Origin of the sequence: Cloacibacterium caeni, from assembly GCF_907163125.1 — a bacterium.
Classification (GTDB): domain Bacteria; phylum Bacteroidota; class Bacteroidia; order Flavobacteriales; family Weeksellaceae; genus Cloacibacterium; species Cloacibacterium caeni_B.
In genome coordinates, this window is sequence record NZ_OU015319.1 from 1,919,493 (window position 1) to 1,935,519 (window position 16,027).

Consider the following 16,027-nt stretch of genomic DNA (forward strand, 5'->3'; position numbering starts at 1 on the left):
TTTAAGATGATTAATCTAAGATTTCAGTAACCTGACCAGCACCTACTGTTCTACCACCTTCTCTGATCGCAAATCTAAGACCTACGTTAAGAGCGATTGGTTGTAACAATTCTACAGTGATCGTTAAGTTATCACCAGGCATTACCATCTCTACACCTTCTGGTAAGAAGATTTCACCTGTTACGTCAGTAGTTCTTACATAGAACTGAGGACGATATTTGTTGTGGAATGGAGTGTGTCTACCACCTTCTTCTTTAGAAAGAACGTAAACCTCAGCTTTGAATTTCTTGTGTGGTTTCACAGAATCTTTCTTAGCGATTACCATACCTCTCTTGATATCAGTTTTCTCGATACCTCTTAATAATAGACCTACGTTATCACCAGCTTCACCTCTATCTAAGATTTTTCTAAACATCTCAACACCAGTGATAGTAGAAGTTAACTTCTCATCACCCATACCTACGATGTCTACTGGATCACCTGTATTGATAACACCTGATTCAATTCTACCAGTTGCTACAGTACCTCTACCTGTAATAGAGAATACGTCTTCGATTGGCATTAAGAATGGCTTATCTTGATCTCTAACTGGTAATTCAATCCAGTTATCAACAGCATCCATAAGAGCTTCTACAGTTTCAACCCATTTTGGTTCACCGTTAAGTGCACCTAGAGCAGAACCTTGAATTACTGGAGAGTTATCACCATCATATTCGTAAGAAGATAATAAATCTCTTACTTCTAATTCTACTAATTCTAATAATTCAGCATCGTCTACCATGTCAACTTTGTTCATGAAAACAACGATTCTTGGTACGTTTACCTGACGGCAAAGTAAGATGTGCTCTCTAGTTTGTGGCATTGGACCATCAGTAGCAGCAACTACTAAGATAGCTCCATCCATTTGAGCAGCACCAGTAACCATGTTTTTAACATAATCGGCGTGACCTGGACAGTCTACGTGAGCATAGTGTCTATTTACAGTTTCATACTCTACGTGAGCAGTATTAATAGTAATACCTCTTTCTTTTTCTTCTGGAGCAGAGTCAATTGAAGAGAAGTCTTTCATTTCAGCTAATCCTTTCTCAGCTAATACTTTAGTAATAGCAGCAGTAAGGGTAGTTTTACCATGGTCAACGTGACCAATAGTACCAATGTTTAAGTGTGGTTTGTTACGATTAAACGTTTCCTTTGCCATGATTTTAATATTTAATTTATTAACTATTGAAATTTTCAGTGCGCAAATATAGTGATTTTTTGAATATCAAAATCTTTTTATTAAAAAAAATTTCAACATTCAGTTTCAATACGTTTGACGCTATGATATTATCTTATTTTTGAGGGTACAAATTTAAGAATATATTTTAAATAAAAAAGTCTCTCAAAATATTTTGAGAGACTTTTATTTTGAGCCAACTATGAGATTTGAACTCACGACCTCTTCCTTACCAAGGAAGCGCTCTACCCCTGAGCTAAGTCGGCTTGGAAAAAAAAATCACATACCGCTTATTTGGAATGTGATTTTTTTTAGAGCGGAAGACGGGGGTCGAACCCGCGACATTCAGCTTGGAAGGCTGACGCTCTACCAACTGAGCTACTTCCGCAATTTGTGTTTACAAATTATTGTTGGTAAACGGTGTGCAAATTTATAAAATTTTTCTAAACCTGCAAATTAAATTTATAAAAAAGTGGGGAGAGCAGGATTCGAACCTGCGAAGTCGTAAGACAGCAGAGTTACAGTCTGATCCATTTGGCCACTCTGGAATCTCCCCGCTTGTTTTTTATAAATTATGAGCCTCCAGAGGGATTCGAACCCACGACCCCGAGATTACAAATCACGTGCTCTGGCCAACTGAGCTATGGAGGCAAAATTTGAGATTTCAAAAGAACTGTTATTCCCTTTTTGCGAGTGCAAATATAATACAGTTTTTTTGAAATCCACAAATATTTTTTAAAAAATTTTTAATTATTTTTCTATGCCATTTCTTTTTTCTTGATTAACAGTTTCTTAGCAGTATCATAACACTGGTCTAAACTTTCTTCAAAACTAGCACTTGTCTTCTTTACCACAATATCATCACCTGGAACATGTAATCTAATCTCAGCAGTCTTATTTTCTTTTTCAGAAGAATTCTCTACTTTTAAGAAAACTTCGCACTCGATAATTTTATCATAAAAGGTTTCTAACTTATTTAATTTTTTGTCTAAATACTCTTCTAGTGGTGCATGTGGTGTTAAACCGATTGATTGTACTGTAATTTTCATAACGCTAACATTTTTTTTAATTAAAAAAGAAAAACTAATCTTCTTTTTTATAGGCTCTGGGATGAGCCTGATTAAACACTCTTTTTAATTGCTCTATATTGCCATTCGTGTAAACTTGTGTAGAAGCTAAACTAGAATGACCTAATATTTTTTTAACTTTAGAAATTTCCGCGCCATTATTCAAAACATGAGTAGCAAAGCTATGCCTTAAAATATGTGGGCTCTTTTTTTTCTTTAAAGTTATAAGACTAAGGTAGCGATTTACCACTGAATACACAAATTTTTCGGATAGTTTTTTTCCATTTTCACGAACGAAAAAATAAATACCAGAATCTTCATTAGGCTTTCTAATTGCTACATATTCCTGCATCCTTTTTAGTAGATTTTCAGAAACAGGAACTACTCTTTGCTTATTTCCTTTCCCTTTGACAAAGATTTCAGATTTTGAAAAATCTACTTGCTCTAATAATATATTGCAGAGTTCCGATTTTCTCATTCCAGTTTGGTAAAGCGTTTCTATAATAAGCTTTTCTAAAGAATTCTCTGATTCACTTTCTAAAATCTCTCCTAAATTTTCCATCTCCTCTTCAGAAATAGGAATTTGTTTTTCGGCATAAAATTTAAGAGAAGGTATCGTTTCTAAAGGAGAGACTTGAATTTCACCTATTTTCAGAAGATATAAATAAAAACTCCTTAAGCTAGAAAGTTTACGGTTAATGCTTCTTTTTTGGATTTTTTTCTGAGAAAGTGAGACGATGAAATTACGAATGATTTTTTTATCTACCTTTTTTAAATCTTCCGTTCCTTCTGTTTCCGAAATGAACAGTAGCAAGTCTTCTAAATCTTTTTTATAACTCACCAGCGTATTCTGAGAATAGCGCTTCTCTACTGAAATATAATCTAGAAACTTGTTAATCATGAATTAATAGGTATATAAAACAAAAATCACTTCTCAAATATAAGAATTTGAAAAGTGATTTCGATATTTTTTAAAGAAAAACTAATTAAGCTTGTTCTTCTTTGCTTAATTCTCTTTGCTTATGAGCTGCTTTAAGTTTTGATTGTCTTAAAGTCACAGAAGGTTTTGTGAACTGTTGTCTAGATCTTAACGCTCTTACAACACCAGTTTTATCAAATTTTCTTTTATACTTCTTAAGTGCTCTGTCGATAGACTCTCCGTCTTTTACTGGAATTATTAACATATATTACATCTCATTTTGTGGTTGCAAAAGTATAAAAATTTTTAAACTCCACAAAATTTAATTACAAAAATTAAAAAATTTCTTTGTGAAGTTGTGCTTTATACAGATTTGCATAATATCCATTTTTCGCAAGCAACTCTTCGTGTTTGCCTTCTTCTACTAATTTACCAGAATCCATCACGAGAATTTTATCGGCTTTTTCTATGGTTGACAATCTATGCGCAATGATAATTGAAGTTCTGTTTTGAGTAATTTTCTCAGTAGCTTTCTGTATCAATTTTTCACTTTCTGGGTCTATAGAAGAAGTTGCTTCGTCTAAAATCAAAATCTTAGGATCAGAAAGATAAGCTCTTAAGAAAGATAACAACTGTCGCTGACCAAGAGAAATACTACTTCCTCTCTCGCTTACAACAAAGTCATAACCTCCCGGTAATCGCTCAATAAATTCATCTACTTCAATATCTTGAGCAACTTTTTTAATTTTTTCAAGCGGAATAGTGTCCCCCAAAGTAAGATTTTCATAAATACTCCCATGAAAAAGGAAAACATCTTGTAGAACTACACCTACTTTGCTTCGCAAATCGTACAACTCATAATCTCTGATATCAATATCATCCAGTAAAATTTTACCTGAGTTAATATCATAAAATCTTGTAATCAACTGAATAATGGTAGATTTCCCAGCACCTGTTGCTCCAACTATCGCCACTGTTTCGCCCGGATTCACTTTGAAATCGACTCCTTTCAGAACTTCTTGCTTTTCATCATAAGAAAATCTCACATTTTGGAATTCTATTTTTCCTTCGATATGATCTTTTTTGATGGTTCCGAGATTCGGCATTGAGTTTTCTTCGTCCATAATTCCTAAAACTCTTTCTGCACCTACCAAACCACGCTGAATATTATTAAATCTATCTGCAATCTGACGAAGCGGACGAATCAACATATTAATATAAGAAATAAACGCAATCACTTGTCCCGGAGAAATATCTCTCGCCGTCAATGCATTATATCCTGCCACAAAAAGAATCAGTCCAATGAAAACAGAAGAAATCAGTTCCACCACAGGAAAAAACAATGAAAAATAGAAAACCGTTTTCAGTAAAGCTGCCTTTAAATTGACATTAATATCATCAAATTTCTTAAATTCTGCTTCTTGTCTATTAAAAACTTGAATGAGTGACATTCCCGAAAGTCTTTCTTGCACGAAACTGTTTTGAGTAGAAGTCCAAGCTCTTTCGTCACCAAATGCTTTTCTTAATTTTTTCTGGAAAAACCTTGTAATCAACAACATGATAGGTAAAATGGTAAGCGAAATATAACTTAGCTCGGTATTTACCTGAAACATCGCTACCAAAACGAAAACCACTTTCAAAATATCTCCGAAAACCATCAAGAATCCATCCGTATAAACCGTAGCAATGGTCTCTACATCTCCTACTGCTCTGGTCACCAAATTTCCGATAGCAGTTTTATCAAAAAAAGATGTTTTGAAATAGATTAGTTTATGATACAGTCTTTCTCTAATGTCTCTAATTACATTTTGAGCGATATAATTAGAAAGAAAAACAAGAAAGAAATTCAAAATAGTTTCTGCTACTACCAAACCAATTAAGAAATAAATATCTTTCATCAAGACGCTATTGTCTTTCAGTTTCAAGATATCAATATCTACAATTTGCTGAGTAAGAATAGGTCTATACACCGAAACTATCGCTAAAATAATAGAAATAATTAGGGCTAAAATAAACCACGTTCTAAATTTCATTCCTATGAAAAAAAGACGCTGAATGATATTGCTGGTGGTTGGTTTTTTGTTCATAATTTTTTAAAAATCGTATCCTACATCTACTAAAAATAATGCATGAGCTGGTGCAGAAGTTCCTGCAACACCTCTATTTTTAGCTTCTATCACATTCCTTAAATCGGCAGGTTTTAGTTTTCCGCTGCCTATTTCTACCATAGTTCCTACAATCGCACGAACCATATTTCTGAGAAATCTATCTGCTGAGATGGTAAATTTAAGTTCATTTCCGTTTTGTTCCCAATTTGCGTGATAGATTTTACAAATATTGGTTTTATTATCCGCTCCCACTTTTGCAAAACTCCCGAAATCTTCGTACTCAAAGAGAATTTTGCACGCTTCATTCATTTTTTCCACATCCAGAGATTTTCTCCAGTGTTGCCACGCAAATTTTTCAGAAAAAGGATTTTTCTCCAGCGAAATATAATATTCATACGTTCTGTATTTTGCTGAAAATCTCGCGTGAAAATCTTCTTTCACCTCAAAAATACTCTTTATCGCAATACTTGGTGGAAGGAAAGAATTCAGTTGATGCACTAATTTCTCAGAAATTTCTCCATCAAAATCAAAATGTGCAAACATTTTCTTGGCGTGAACTCCAGTATCAGTTCTTCCTGCTCCCGTAGTTTTAATTTCAGTTCGTAAAATCGCAGAAAGTGCTTTTTCTAATTCTTCTTGCACAGAAATCTCATTTGGCTGAATTTGATAGCCAAAAAACGTAGAACCATTGTAGGAAAACTCAATAAAGTAGCGCATAATTTTCGGCAAATTTAATGAAATTTTTAGGAGCAAGAAGATTTTGTTTCTTTTCATTATCTGTCACGCTGTCCATTACAATTCCTCACGCCAAAGCTACTACCAATGCTTGTTGCGGGATTTTCATTTCCATCGTGGCTAATTTCACGGGCAGTTTTTCATTCAAGTATGCGCAATTCGGAAACTTCTACGCTCGCTTCGCTCGCGCCAGAATATTTTTTTCGTGTCGTTCCTACGGAACTTATTAAAAACAATTTACATTTTCCTACAAACCTGTCGTTCCTACGGAACGGAACTTTAAAAATATAATATAAACTCATAAAATTTAAAACCGTTCCGTAGGAACGAAATGTGTGTAATAATGCTACAAAAAACAAATAGCGTTCCGTAGGAACGCAATGTCAAATTACAATGAAAATCTTATAAATATTATTTTAATTAAAGAAATTTAAAGAAATTAGCAAAATGAAAATCCTTCTACTTTCCGACACCCATTCTTATATAGACGATAGAATTTTAGAATATGCCAAAAATGCTGATGAAATTTGGCATGCTGGTGATTTTGGAAATTTAGAAGTGATAGACGAACTGAAAAAAGCAGGAACATTACGAGGTGTTTTCGGGAACATCGATGAGGCAAAAATAAGAGCTGAATTCCCAGAAATAAATATTTTCGAATGCGAAAAAGTAAAAGTAGTGATGATTCACATTGGCGGATATCCAAATAAATATGCACCACGAGTAAAGCAAATATTAAAGGAAGAAAAACCTCAAATTTTTATTTCGGGCCATTCTCACATATTAAAAGTGATGTATGACAAAGAGTTGGAAATTCTGCATCTCAATCCTGGTGCTGCCGGAAAACATGGTTGGCATAAAATGAGAACCATGCTGAGATTTGAAATCATTGGTGAGAAAATTGAAAATTTAGAAGTGGTGGAATTGGGATTAAAATAAACCATTAAGTTTCAATTAAGAAATTAAGAAATTTAAGATGATAATTCTTCAAATTTTCAAAAACTTAATAAAACTTAATATCTCAATGAAAGTCTTAATGTTTAAAAAATGAAAATTGTGAAAATAGGTGATTTAGTTTCGGTGATAGATGATGATTTGAAAGGGAAAATTTCTGCTTTCAAAGGGAATTTGGTACAAATAGAAGACGAACATGGTTTTCATTATGACATTGAAAAAAACAAAGTCGTACTCCACAATCATAATATTTATGACGATATTTCTATCACTGCAAAAAAGGAAATGTCTACCAAAATTTCTAAAAAAAATCAAACTCAACCGCAGTCCATCGATTTACATTTCGAAAAGTTGGTCAATAATCCTCAAGATTTTGAATCTTGGGAAAGATTGATGATTCAGCGTGAAAAACTCATTGAAAAATTAGAATATTGCAGAAGCAATAACATGAAAAAGCTGAACATCATCCACGGAATTGGAGATGGCGTTTTGCAAAATATGGTGCACGAAGTTTTACAAGGTTTCGCGGGAATAGAATACGAAGACCATGATTTTTTCTATCACAGCACGGGAAATGTCTTGGTTACTTTTTTGTAGAATTAGGCAGCAATTTGAAATAACTTACCACGAATTTTCCATCCTTCACTTCACCTATGACTTCTGCTTTTTTGATTGCATTGCAAAAACCGTCATCAGCATGTGCATCTCCGTGGTCATCTATTTTAGTACCTTCTACGAAATAACTTTTCCCGTCAATTCTTACCGCTAAATCACAACCTTTTTTGTCTTTCATTTTGAACTGACATTGTCCGCAAGCTGCTTCTACAACTTGCTTCTTTTTCTCTTGAGAAAATCCAAAAGTAAAACTCAAAAGTGCAATAAATAAAACGAGATTTTTCATATTACCTTAACTATCTTTCAAAAATAGTTTAAAAATCAATACCTTTGCATTTATTGGTAAAAAACTATGAAAAAACTTTCTTTACTTTTCACCAAAGATGGTTTACAATGGCACATTTCTAAAGGAAAAACAGTGCTAGAAGAAGCGTTTCATTTCGTGACAGAAGAAACTTCGCCTCATTTAGTAGAAGAAAAACTAGATGATGTTTTAAAATTTGATGACTACAAAGAAATAGAAGTAATTTCTGCACTCAATCATTTTTCGCTTACTCCAGATACTTTTGCAGAGCACGAATTAGGCTATAAACTGATTTCTTATAACGCTCCTGTAGACGAAGCCAACGAAGAATTGATGCTTTCTGTGAACAAAAAATTTGCGGTGCAATTTTACTACACTTTTCCAAAGCATTTTTACCAAAAAATTAAAGCAAAAAAATTACCTGCGAAATTTAATTTCTCTGGCGAAAAATTTTTAAATGCTTTAACTGTTAAAAACCACAAAGAAATTCACATCAATTTATATCATCATCAAGTAGAGTTTTTCGCTTTTGAAAATAAAAAAGTGGTACTTTACAATAACTTAGATGCTGATTCTGAAGTAGATTTCTTGTATTTCATCATGTTTTCTTTGAGCAAAATAAATTTTGGAACCGCAGAAACGTATTTTCATATTTATGGAGAAACTCACGAAAACGAAACCTTTATTTCGGAGTTAAAGAAATTTGTGAAGAACATTAAATTGAAGGATGCTGGATGTTGGATGCTGGATGTAAAATAAGAAACGTAATTATGAGTTTTAAATTTGAAAAGTTAACAATATGGCAGGATTCTATGGATTTTGGTGAAAAAATTTTTAAAATTTCAATCAATTTTCCAAAAGAAGAAACATTCAATCTAACATCTCAAATTAGAAGAGCATCTGATTCTATTGCGCTAAACATTTCTGAAGGAAGTATTTTACAAAGTAATTTAGAATTCAAAAGATTTTTAGGTTTTTCAATTCGTTCGTTGGCTGAAGTTGTTACTTGTCTTTATAAAGCAAAAAATAGAAATTATATTGATGAACAAAATTTCAGCGAATTTTATAAAGAATCATACAAGCTAATGAACTCAATGATTGCTTTTAGAAGCAAACTTGATTAACACCCATCATCTAACATCTAACACCCAACAAAAATGTATAGAATAATCTCTGGCAAATGGAAAGCAAAAAGAATTGCTGCGCCTAAAAATTTCGATGTAAGACCTACCACAGACTTTGCTAAAGAAGCACTTTTCAGCATTTTGGCGAATCGTCACGAAGTAGAATTTTGCTCAGTTTTAGACCTTTTTGCAGGAATTGGCTCTATCAGTTTAGAATTTGCTTCTAGAGATTGTAAAGACGTTACCGCTGTAGAAATGAATCCTAAACATGCTGCTTTCATTAATTCTACTGCTGCAGAACTAGAAATGGCGCTTCAAATTAATGTACAGCGTGGTGATGTTTTTGAATGGTTAAAGAAAAACAGAACCAAGAAAACTTTTGACATTGTTTTTGCAGATCCACCTTTTGAATTAGAAGAAAAAAAATACAATGAACTGATTTCTTTGGTTCTCAATAATAATTTCTTAAAAGAAAACGGAACTTTTGTTTTAGAACATCAGTCTAAAATGAAATTAGAGCATCCTCAATTAATCGAAACCAGAAAATACGGAAATGTGAGTTTTTCTTTCTTTGATGCAAATCAAATTGAGGAAACCTCTGAAGCTTAATTTTAGATTCTAAAGTTTTTTAAGCTCTAGACTAATTTTATTTCCAAAGAATTTTTTCGAAATTTTCTCGAAGTTTTTCGTGATATCCGAAAGGTAGAAATCGGTATTTCCTTCATCGTGTTGAGGATTAAGCAGGTCATTTTTGCTCAAAATATCTCTTACATAACTCGCTACAATTTTAGGAGAATCAATGACTCTTACTCTGGTTCCGTAATATTTTTTAATTTCTTCAATCAGAAGCGGATAATGGGTACAACCCAAGATAAGTGTTTCTATATTTTTTAACTTTTTGTCGCTCAAATAGTTATAAATAATCGCGTGTGTAATTGGGTGATTTACAAAACCTTCTTCGATGGCAGGAACCAATAAAGGCGTTGCCAATTCATCTACTTGAATATATTTATTCAGTTTTCGGATGGATTTTCTGTACAAACCAGAATTTACCGTTGCTTTAGTGGCAATAACTCCTACATTTTGGTGAATTTCAAAAGCTACTTTTTCTGCAACTGGGTTAATCACATCAAAAACCAAAGCCTGATTTCCCACTAATTCTTTTACCTCTTGCAAAGCATTTGCAGTAGCCGTATTACACGCAATAACGATGGCTTTACAGTTATTTTCTAATAAAAATTGGGTAATCTTTAAAGAAAAACCGATAATCGCTTCTCTAGATTTTTCGCCGTAAGGTAAATGTGCTGTGTCACCGAAATAAATAAAATTTTCATGCGGCATTAATCGTTTTATTTCTTTGGCTACGGTAAGTCCACCAACACCGGAATCAAAAATCCCTATCGGTTGTGATGATGAAAGATGAGAATAATCTGGTTTCAAAGGCTTGAAATTTTTACAAAAATACTAAAGATTTTAGATTTTAGATTTTAGATTTTAGATTTTTTAAAGAATAAACAGGTCTGAAGCAATTCCATCGGCTAAAAACCAATGTTTTTCTGGAATTTTCAAGTGATTTTCTTCTATCACAAGAATTCCTTCTTCTAATTTTGGCTGAATGCTATTTTTAAAAATTTCTAAAATTTCATCAGAAAATTTTTCGTTGAGCTTTCCTAAATCTACGCCCCAAATTGTTCTGAGTCCAATCATAAGCATTTCATTATACTGGTCTTTTTCAGAAAGTTTTTCGGTTTCTTTTGGAAGAATATTTTCTGCTAAATTTTTAATGTAAATGGCGTTATTCGCAACATTCCAACTGCGCTCGTTTCTACCGTTATAGGAATGTGCGGAAGGTCCGATTCCAAGGTATTCTTTGTATTTCCAATACGCGGAATTGTGCTTTGATTCAAAATCTTTTTTAGCAAAATTAGAAATTTCGTAGTGTATGAAACCGTTGTCTTTTAGAAAATCAGACATGTAATAGAACTCTTTATTTTGCTCTGTTTCTTTCGGTTCTGCGATTTTATTTTTCTTAATCCAAGCATTCAAAGCTGTTTTGGGCTCGATGGTCAATGCGTAAGAAGAAACGTGAGGAACTTGCAATTCTATAGTTTTCTTAAGATTTTCTTTCCATATTTCAAAATTAGAAGTCGGCGAACCATAAATTAAATCAATACTTAAATTTTCGAAGCCAAAATCTTGTGCTCTTTTGATAGAACTTTCGGCTTCAGAAGCATTATGAGCACGATTCATGAGCTTTAAATCTTCTTCAAAAAAACTTTGAGTCCCTATAGAAAGTCGATTGATTTCGGTTTTGGCTAAATCTTTCAGAAAATTTTTATCCAAATCATCAGGATTAGCTTCTAGCGTGATTTCAATATTTTTTTCAAAGTCAAAGTACTTCAAAACCACATCTATTAAAGATTTGATTTCGTCCACAGAAAGAATGGATGGAGTTCCACCACCAAAATAAAGCGACGAAAGTGTTTTATTTTCCAGCTCCTCTTTTCTTAGAAAAATTTCTTTTTTTATTGCCGAAATCATTTCGTCTTTCTGCTTCAATGAAGTAGAAAAATGAAAATTGCAATAACTGCATTTCTGCTTGCAAAAAGGAATGTGGAGGTAAATCAATTCTGTTGGATGTTAGATGTTTGATAGATGATTTACTGATAAATCGTAAGTTGAAACCGTAACTCTAAAATTCTTTAACGATATCTAAATCCTCTTTGATTGATAAAATTAGGAATATCATAACCTAAACTCAGCATGAATGAATTTCCGCCGTATTCTTGAATATCAGACAATCCTAAATTATAAGAAGCTCCGAAATGGAGTTTATTGAGTTTAAATTTAATAATAGGTGACATGCTTAACTGTTGGCTTCCCACAGAACTTTTTGCCGTTCTGTAATTGATTCCCGCAGCAAAATAATCACTTTCACCATACAATTTCATGAGAACATTGATGTCAAACATTCTAGATGAATTGGTATTCAAATTCATCATCACAGAAGGTTCTACCGAAAATCCTTCGGTAATTTCCCAGTCATACCCTGCATTGAGGTAAAATCTGGTTGGCGACGGTTCTATACCATTTACCACTGGTGTATTGTTACTCAATGGAATATCTGCAACAGAAATCCCAGCAAAAGCCCTGCTATAAGTAGCTTGTAATCCTAAATTAGCATAAGCAATGAAAATACTGTTGTTATTTTCGTAAAGCAAAGGATCGTTTGGATCTTGCGCATTTACTTTAGAAACATCAAAGTTCTGATTGTAAAAATTTACTGAAGTTCCGAAAGAAAATTGGTCTTTCCTGCCATCTTCATCACTGAGTGGAACAAAGTAAGAAGCGCCAATTGCAATTCCGTTTGCAGAAATTGGTCCGTTTTGGTCATGAAAAAAATAAGCGCCTATTCCTACTCTATCAAAAGCATTAGCATGAATTCCTACCGATTGCACATTGGGAGATTCATCAAATTTTGAAAATTGTTTTTGATAATTGGCAACCAAATTTACATCATCTGTTTTACCAATATGCGCAGGATTAAAGAGAAATTCACTATCAAATAAATACTGCTGATACATAGGAATAGTTTCTTGAGCATAGCTTAATCCTGAAAAAGCAGCAAAAAATGTGAATAATATTTTTTTCATGGTCGTGAATTTCTAAAAGTCAAATTTAAGTAAAATTGTTTTATGATACCAAAATTTTAAGAATTTTGCAAGTAATTTCTCCATTTTTCTACCGCATCTTGCATATCTTTTGGCATCGGTGATTCAAAATACATTTCTTTTTTTGTCGTAGGATGAATGAAGCCTAAAGTATGAGCATGTAAAGCGTGTCTAGGTAAAACTTCGAAGACATTTTTTACAAATTGTTTATATTTTGGTAAGTTTACACCACGCAAAATCTGATGACCTTCATATCTTTCGTCGTTAAAAAGTGTATGACCAATATGTTTAAAATGCGCTCTAATTTGGTGAGTTCTTCCCGTTTCCAGTTTACATTCTACCCAAGTCATGTATTTGAATCTTTCTAGAACTTTGTAATGTGTTACGGCATGTTTTCCTTGGCTTCCATCTTCATAAACTGCCATTTGCATTCGGTTTTTCTGATGTCTTCCGATGTGTCCTCTGATTGTTCCTTCGTCATTTTCTAAATTTCCCCAAACAAAAGCCCAATACAAACGTTTGGTTTTTCGGTCAAAAAATTGCTTTGCCAAAAAGCTCAATGCATATTCATTTTTGGCTAAAACGATTAATCCAGAAGTGTCTTTATCAATTCTATGAACCAAGCCTACTCTATCTAAATCTGAGGTAAATCCATTTTTCTGAAAATGAAACGCAACTGCATTCACCAATGTTCCTTGCCAATTCCCAAAACCGGGATGAACTACCATTCCCGGTTCTTTGTCTACTACCAAAACATCATCATCTTCATAGACAATTTTAAAAGGAATATCTTCAGGAATAATAACATTTTCACGCGGAGGATGCGTTAATAAAACCGAAATTTCATCTCCTGGCTTTACACGATAATTTTGTTTTACAGAATTACCATTTACGATGACGTTTCCGGCTCTACATGTTTGCGAAATTTTATTTCTAGAAGAATTTTGGCGATAAATCAAAAGAAATTTATCGATTCTCAAAGGTTCTTGTTTTTTATCAACAGTAATATTGAGATGTTCAAACAACCCTGAGTTTTCTTCGTCATTAGAATTTTCGTCTTCTAACAATAGCTCTTCTTCTAAAAAATCTTCTTTTTCGCTCATATTATTCAAAAAAACTTTGCCAAAAAATTTTCGGCAAAGTTCTATAAATTATTTTAATTTCTAAAAAACTACTCTACAATTACCTTTTTAGCAGGTTTTTCTTCTGCAGGTTTTGTTTCTGTAGGTTTTGTGCTATTTGTATTGGTAGTGGTTTTAGGTTTTTCTACCGGTGGTTTTGGTGTAGTATTTACTGGTTCTTCACTTGGAACTGGGATAAACTCATTGTCAGAAGATTCCGGCATGGTATTAATATCTGTAGTTCTATAAATACTATTTAGTTTTTGAATTTGAGACTGCATTTCGGCAGGTGTTTTTTTACTCGCCCATAAATCTATTTGCATTCCTTGGTCTCTTACAGAACCACTTGCAGGATCTTGATAGTAAATAATATCGGAATCATCACTTGATCCATCATCATGTTCTACAAGCCCTAATTCAAAATAGTTTTGGGTAATTATTGCTTTCGCTTCAGCCACAGTTCTTCCCACCAAATTAGGAATCATTACATTTCTCATCGGTCCAGAACCAATGACTAAATCAAGCGTAGAATACATCGGCACTTTTTCTCCCGGTTTGATTACTCTGCCATTAAACATCATTCTAATAACCGCATCTTTCTGAATATTAGGCTCATAAATAGTATCTCCTACTTTCAAACCTAATAAGTCAAACTTTCTGAAAGCCAAATACTTATATCTATCTAAAACATCTGGAACCGCAACTGGTGCATAAGTTTTAGGATTTACTTTTAAAAGAATGGCTCTACCATCTTTTACTCTAGAACCTGGATTTGGATAGATTTTAAGAACTTGTAATGGCTTAAATTTTGGATCGTATTTAAAACTATCTACTTCATATTCTAAGCCTTGGTCATCTAAAACCTCTATTGCTTGTTGTACCTTCATATTGACAACATTCGGAACCTGAATTTCTTCACCATGATTGGTGTGAAACTCTAGCCATCGAAAGGTAAGCCAAACTACTCCTACAAAAATTACAAGTGCTACTATTAAGTTTACAAAAACTTTCCAGTGGAAAAAAGATCGAAGCATAAATTTTTTATTTATTCGAAATATAAACGCAAATATAAATATAAAATTATGAAATATTTAAGTTGAAAAATAATTACATTTGCGTTTATTAGTTTTTTAAAAAGTATGAGCAAGAAAAATGTAGCCGTAGTAATGGGTGGCTTCTCTGATGAATACAAGGTTTCTCTGAAAAGTGGCCAATTAATTTATGATTCTCTAGACAGAGATTTATACAATGTTTATAAAGTAGTAATTCTAAAAGAAGAATGGTACTTTTTAAACGAAAATAAAGAAAAACTTCCCATTAACAAAGGAGATTTTTCGGTAACGCTTTCAGACGGAGCAATTTTAAAATTTGACGTTTGTTTCAACATTATTCACGGTGCTCCTGGAGAAAATGGTGAATTACAAGGCTATTGGAACGCTATTGGTCAAAAATATACAGGCTGTGATTTCTATAAAAGCGCTCTTACTTTCAACAAAAAAGATACTCTTGCCGTTTTAGCAAAATACGGAATTCCTTCTGCAAAAAGTTTTTACCTGAGAAAAGGAGAAAATATCAATGAAGAAAAAATTGTAGAAGAATTAGGTCTTCCATTATTTGTAAAACCCAATCAAAGTGGCTCTTCACTTGGGATTTCTAAAGTTAAAGCCAAATCTGAATTGGCGGCAGCGATAGAATTTGCCTTCAAAGAAGATGATGAAATTTTAATAGAATCTTTCTTAAACGGAATGGAGGTTTCTGTAGGTGTAATCGATTACAAAGGAGAAACCATTGTTTTGGGAATTACAGAAATTGTTCCGCACAAAGAATTTTTCGATTACGAAGCAAAATATGAAGGTGCTTCCGAAGAAATTACACCCGCTAGATTAGACGAAGAAACCAGATACAAAGTAGAAAAAATCGCAAAACATGCGTATGAATCTTTGGGAATGAGCGGTTTTTCTAGAAGTGAATACATCATTATGGATGGAACGCCTTACATGCTAGAAATGAATACCAATCCTGGATTTTCACCAGCTTCAATCTTACCTCAACAAGCAAAAATTTACGGAATTTCCATCAAAGATCTTTGTGGAAACGAAGTAGAAAAAGCGCTTAACAAATAATTATTAAATGATAAATTTTAGATTTTAAATGATGTTTCCAAAAAATTTAAAATCTAAAATCAAAAATCTA

At 33.1% G+C, this 16,027-nt stretch carries 18 protein-coding genes and 4 tRNA genes; 6 read left to right on the plus strand and 16 right to left on the minus strand.

Features of this window, described 5'->3' with window-relative positions; all coding sequences use genetic code 11:
- Positions 1-10 precede the first annotated feature (10 nt).
- From tuf to truA, 10 genes are all read right to left on the minus strand, one after another.
- Positions 11-1,198, minus strand: a complete 1,188-nt coding sequence (gene tuf / locus KKQ79_RS08810) for an elongation factor Tu (RefSeq protein ID WP_069799579.1) — start codon at positions 1,196-1,198, stop codon at positions 11-13.
- 212 nt (positions 1,199-1,410) lie between these two features.
- Positions 1,411-1,482: transfer RNA gene (locus KKQ79_RS08815), tRNA-Thr, on the minus strand.
- Between the two features lie 49 nt (positions 1,483-1,531).
- Positions 1,532-1,604, minus strand: a tRNA-Gly gene (locus tag KKQ79_RS08820).
- Positions 1,605-1,689: 85 nt separating this feature from the next.
- Positions 1,690-1,772, minus strand: a tRNA-Tyr gene (locus tag KKQ79_RS08825).
- Positions 1,773-1,793: 21 nt separating this feature from the next.
- Positions 1,794-1,867: transfer RNA gene (locus KKQ79_RS08830), tRNA-Thr, on the minus strand.
- A 107-nt stretch (positions 1,868-1,974) separates the two neighbouring features.
- Entirely contained in the window at positions 1,975-2,265 is a 291-nt protein-coding gene (locus KKQ79_RS08835; RefSeq protein WP_069799581.1) for an HPF/RaiA family ribosome-associated protein, read from the minus strand.
- A gap of 34 nt (positions 2,266-2,299) precedes the next feature.
- Positions 2,300-3,184 carry a phage lytic cycle repressor MrpR family protein gene (locus KKQ79_RS08840; RefSeq protein ID WP_213189803.1) on the minus strand — a complete coding sequence of 295 codons (885 nt, stop codon included), beginning with the start codon at positions 3,182-3,184 and terminating at the stop codon, positions 2,300-2,302.
- A gap of 85 nt (positions 3,185-3,269) precedes the next feature.
- Positions 3,270-3,467, minus strand: coding sequence for a 30S ribosomal protein S21 (gene rpsU, locus KKQ79_RS08845; RefSeq protein ID WP_069799585.1), 198 nt, complete (start codon positions 3,465-3,467; stop codon positions 3,270-3,272).
- 70 nt (positions 3,468-3,537) lie between these two features.
- The gene (locus KKQ79_RS08850) at positions 3,538-5,289 is read right to left on the minus strand and encodes an ABC transporter ATP-binding protein (RefSeq protein WP_213189804.1); all 1,752 of its coding nucleotides are present in this window, start codon (positions 5,287-5,289) and stop codon (positions 3,538-3,540) included.
- Between the two features lie 6 nt (positions 5,290-5,295).
- Complete coding sequence (gene truA / locus KKQ79_RS08855) at positions 5,296-6,027, minus strand: tRNA pseudouridine(38-40) synthase TruA (protein WP_213189805.1); 732 nt, start codon at positions 6,025-6,027, stop codon at positions 5,296-5,298.
- A gap of 465 nt (positions 6,028-6,492) precedes the next feature.
- On the opposite strand from truA, the gene KKQ79_RS08860 reads away from it, so the two are divergent.
- Positions 6,493-6,984 (plus strand): metallophosphoesterase family protein, encoded by a 492-nt coding sequence (locus tag KKQ79_RS08860; RefSeq protein WP_213189806.1) that lies wholly within the window; start codon positions 6,493-6,495, stop codon positions 6,982-6,984.
- Positions 6,985-7,092: 108 nt separating this feature from the next.
- On the plus strand, positions 7,093-7,596 hold the full coding sequence (locus KKQ79_RS08865; RefSeq protein WP_213189807.1) for a Smr/MutS family protein: 504 nt from the start codon (positions 7,093-7,095) through the stop codon (positions 7,594-7,596).
- On the opposite strand, the gene KKQ79_RS08870 is transcribed toward KKQ79_RS08865, so the two are convergent.
- A complete protein-coding gene (locus tag KKQ79_RS08870) occupies positions 7,583-7,900 on the minus strand; it encodes a DUF6370 family protein (protein WP_213189808.1) in 318 nt (105 codons plus the stop codon). The two genes, KKQ79_RS08865 and KKQ79_RS08870, sit on opposite strands and share 14 nt — an antisense overlap.
- A gap of 66 nt (positions 7,901-7,966) precedes the next feature.
- On the opposite strand from KKQ79_RS08870, the gene KKQ79_RS08875 reads away from it, so the two are divergent.
- Genes KKQ79_RS08875 through rsmD form a run of 3 tightly spaced genes read left to right on the plus strand, consistent with a single transcriptional unit; the run spans position 7,967 to position 9,651 of the window.
- Positions 7,967-8,677, plus strand: a complete 711-nt coding sequence (locus KKQ79_RS08875) for a DUF3822 family protein (RefSeq protein ID WP_213189809.1) — start codon at positions 7,967-7,969, stop codon at positions 8,675-8,677.
- Between the two features lie 11 nt (positions 8,678-8,688).
- On the plus strand, positions 8,689-9,042 hold the full coding sequence (locus tag KKQ79_RS08880) for a four helix bundle protein (RefSeq protein ID WP_213189810.1): 354 nt from the start codon (positions 8,689-8,691) through the stop codon (positions 9,040-9,042).
- 33 nt (positions 9,043-9,075) lie between these two features.
- Positions 9,076-9,651, plus strand: a complete 576-nt coding sequence (rsmD, locus tag KKQ79_RS08885; protein WP_213189811.1) for a 16S rRNA (guanine(966)-N(2))-methyltransferase RsmD — start codon at positions 9,076-9,078, stop codon at positions 9,649-9,651.
- A 9-nt stretch (positions 9,652-9,660) separates the two neighbouring features.
- Here the strand turns inward: rsmD and murI are convergent, their stop codons facing one another.
- The 5 genes from murI to KKQ79_RS08910 form a co-directional block, all read right to left on the minus strand.
- On the minus strand, positions 9,661-10,482 hold the full coding sequence (gene murI / locus KKQ79_RS08890) for a glutamate racemase (RefSeq protein ID WP_213189812.1): 822 nt from the start codon (positions 10,480-10,482) through the stop codon (positions 9,661-9,663).
- Between the two features lie 63 nt (positions 10,483-10,545).
- Complete coding sequence (hemW, locus tag KKQ79_RS08895; RefSeq protein WP_213189813.1) at positions 10,546-11,670, minus strand: radical SAM family heme chaperone HemW; 1,125 nt, start codon at positions 11,668-11,670, stop codon at positions 10,546-10,548.
- A gap of 74 nt (positions 11,671-11,744) precedes the next feature.
- A complete protein-coding gene (locus KKQ79_RS08900; RefSeq protein ID WP_213189814.1) occupies positions 11,745-12,695 on the minus strand; it encodes a PorP/SprF family type IX secretion system membrane protein in 951 nt (316 codons plus the stop codon).
- Between the two features lie 56 nt (positions 12,696-12,751).
- On the minus strand, positions 12,752-13,816 hold the full coding sequence (locus KKQ79_RS08905; RefSeq protein ID WP_213189815.1) for an RluA family pseudouridine synthase: 1,065 nt from the start codon (positions 13,814-13,816) through the stop codon (positions 12,752-12,754).
- Positions 13,817-13,884: 68 nt separating this feature from the next.
- Positions 13,885-14,868, minus strand: a complete 984-nt coding sequence (locus KKQ79_RS08910; RefSeq protein WP_213189816.1) for a PASTA domain-containing protein — start codon at positions 14,866-14,868, stop codon at positions 13,885-13,887.
- Positions 14,869-14,973: 105 nt separating this feature from the next.
- Here KKQ79_RS08910 and KKQ79_RS08915 point away from each other — a divergent pair, with 105 nt between their 5' ends.
- Positions 14,974-15,957 (plus strand): D-alanine--D-alanine ligase, encoded by a 984-nt coding sequence (locus KKQ79_RS08915; protein WP_213189817.1) that lies wholly within the window; start codon positions 14,974-14,976, stop codon positions 15,955-15,957.
- Positions 15,958-16,027 lie beyond the last annotated feature (70 nt).

Bases quoted from the DNA above. Each gene is read 5' to 3' on its own strand.
- tuf (WP_069799579.1), bottom strand. From the start codon at position 1,198: ATGGCAAAGGAAACGTTTAATCGTAACAAACCACACTTAAACATTGGT.
- KKQ79_RS08835 (WP_069799581.1), bottom strand. From the start codon at position 2,265: ATGAAAATTACAGTACAATCAATCGGTTTAACACCACATGCACCACTA.
- KKQ79_RS08840 (WP_213189803.1), bottom strand. From the start codon at position 3,184: ATGATTAACAAGTTTCTAGATTATATTTCAGTAGAGAAGCGCTATTCT.
- rpsU (WP_069799585.1), bottom strand. From the start codon at position 3,467: ATGTTAATAATTCCAGTAAAAGACGGAGAGTCTATCGACAGAGCACTT.
- KKQ79_RS08850 (WP_213189804.1), bottom strand. From the start codon at position 5,289: ATGAACAAAAAACCAACCACCAGCAATATCATTCAGCGTCTTTTTTTC.
- truA (WP_213189805.1), bottom strand. From the start codon at position 6,027: ATGCGCTACTTTATTGAGTTTTCCTACAATGGTTCTACGTTTTTTGGC.
- KKQ79_RS08860 (WP_213189806.1), top strand. From the start codon at position 6,493: ATGAAAATCCTTCTACTTTCCGACACCCATTCTTATATAGACGATAGA.
- KKQ79_RS08865 (WP_213189807.1), top strand. From the start codon at position 7,093: ATGAAAATTGTGAAAATAGGTGATTTAGTTTCGGTGATAGATGATGAT.
- KKQ79_RS08870 (WP_213189808.1), bottom strand. From the start codon at position 7,900: ATGAAAAATCTCGTTTTATTTATTGCACTTTTGAGTTTTACTTTTGGA.
- KKQ79_RS08875 (WP_213189809.1), top strand. From the start codon at position 7,967: ATGAAAAAACTTTCTTTACTTTTCACCAAAGATGGTTTACAATGGCAC.
- KKQ79_RS08880 (WP_213189810.1), top strand. From the start codon at position 8,689: ATGAGTTTTAAATTTGAAAAGTTAACAATATGGCAGGATTCTATGGAT.
- rsmD (WP_213189811.1), top strand. From the start codon at position 9,076: ATGTATAGAATAATCTCTGGCAAATGGAAAGCAAAAAGAATTGCTGCG.
- KKQ79_RS08900 (WP_213189814.1), bottom strand. From the start codon at position 12,695: ATGAAAAAAATATTATTCACATTTTTTGCTGCTTTTTCAGGATTAAGC.
- KKQ79_RS08905 (WP_213189815.1), bottom strand. From the start codon at position 13,816: ATGAGCGAAAAAGAAGATTTTTTAGAAGAAGAGCTATTGTTAGAAGAC.
- KKQ79_RS08910 (WP_213189816.1), bottom strand. From the start codon at position 14,868: ATGCTTCGATCTTTTTTCCACTGGAAAGTTTTTGTAAACTTAATAGTA.
- KKQ79_RS08915 (WP_213189817.1), top strand. From the start codon at position 14,974: ATGAGCAAGAAAAATGTAGCCGTAGTAATGGGTGGCTTCTCTGATGAA.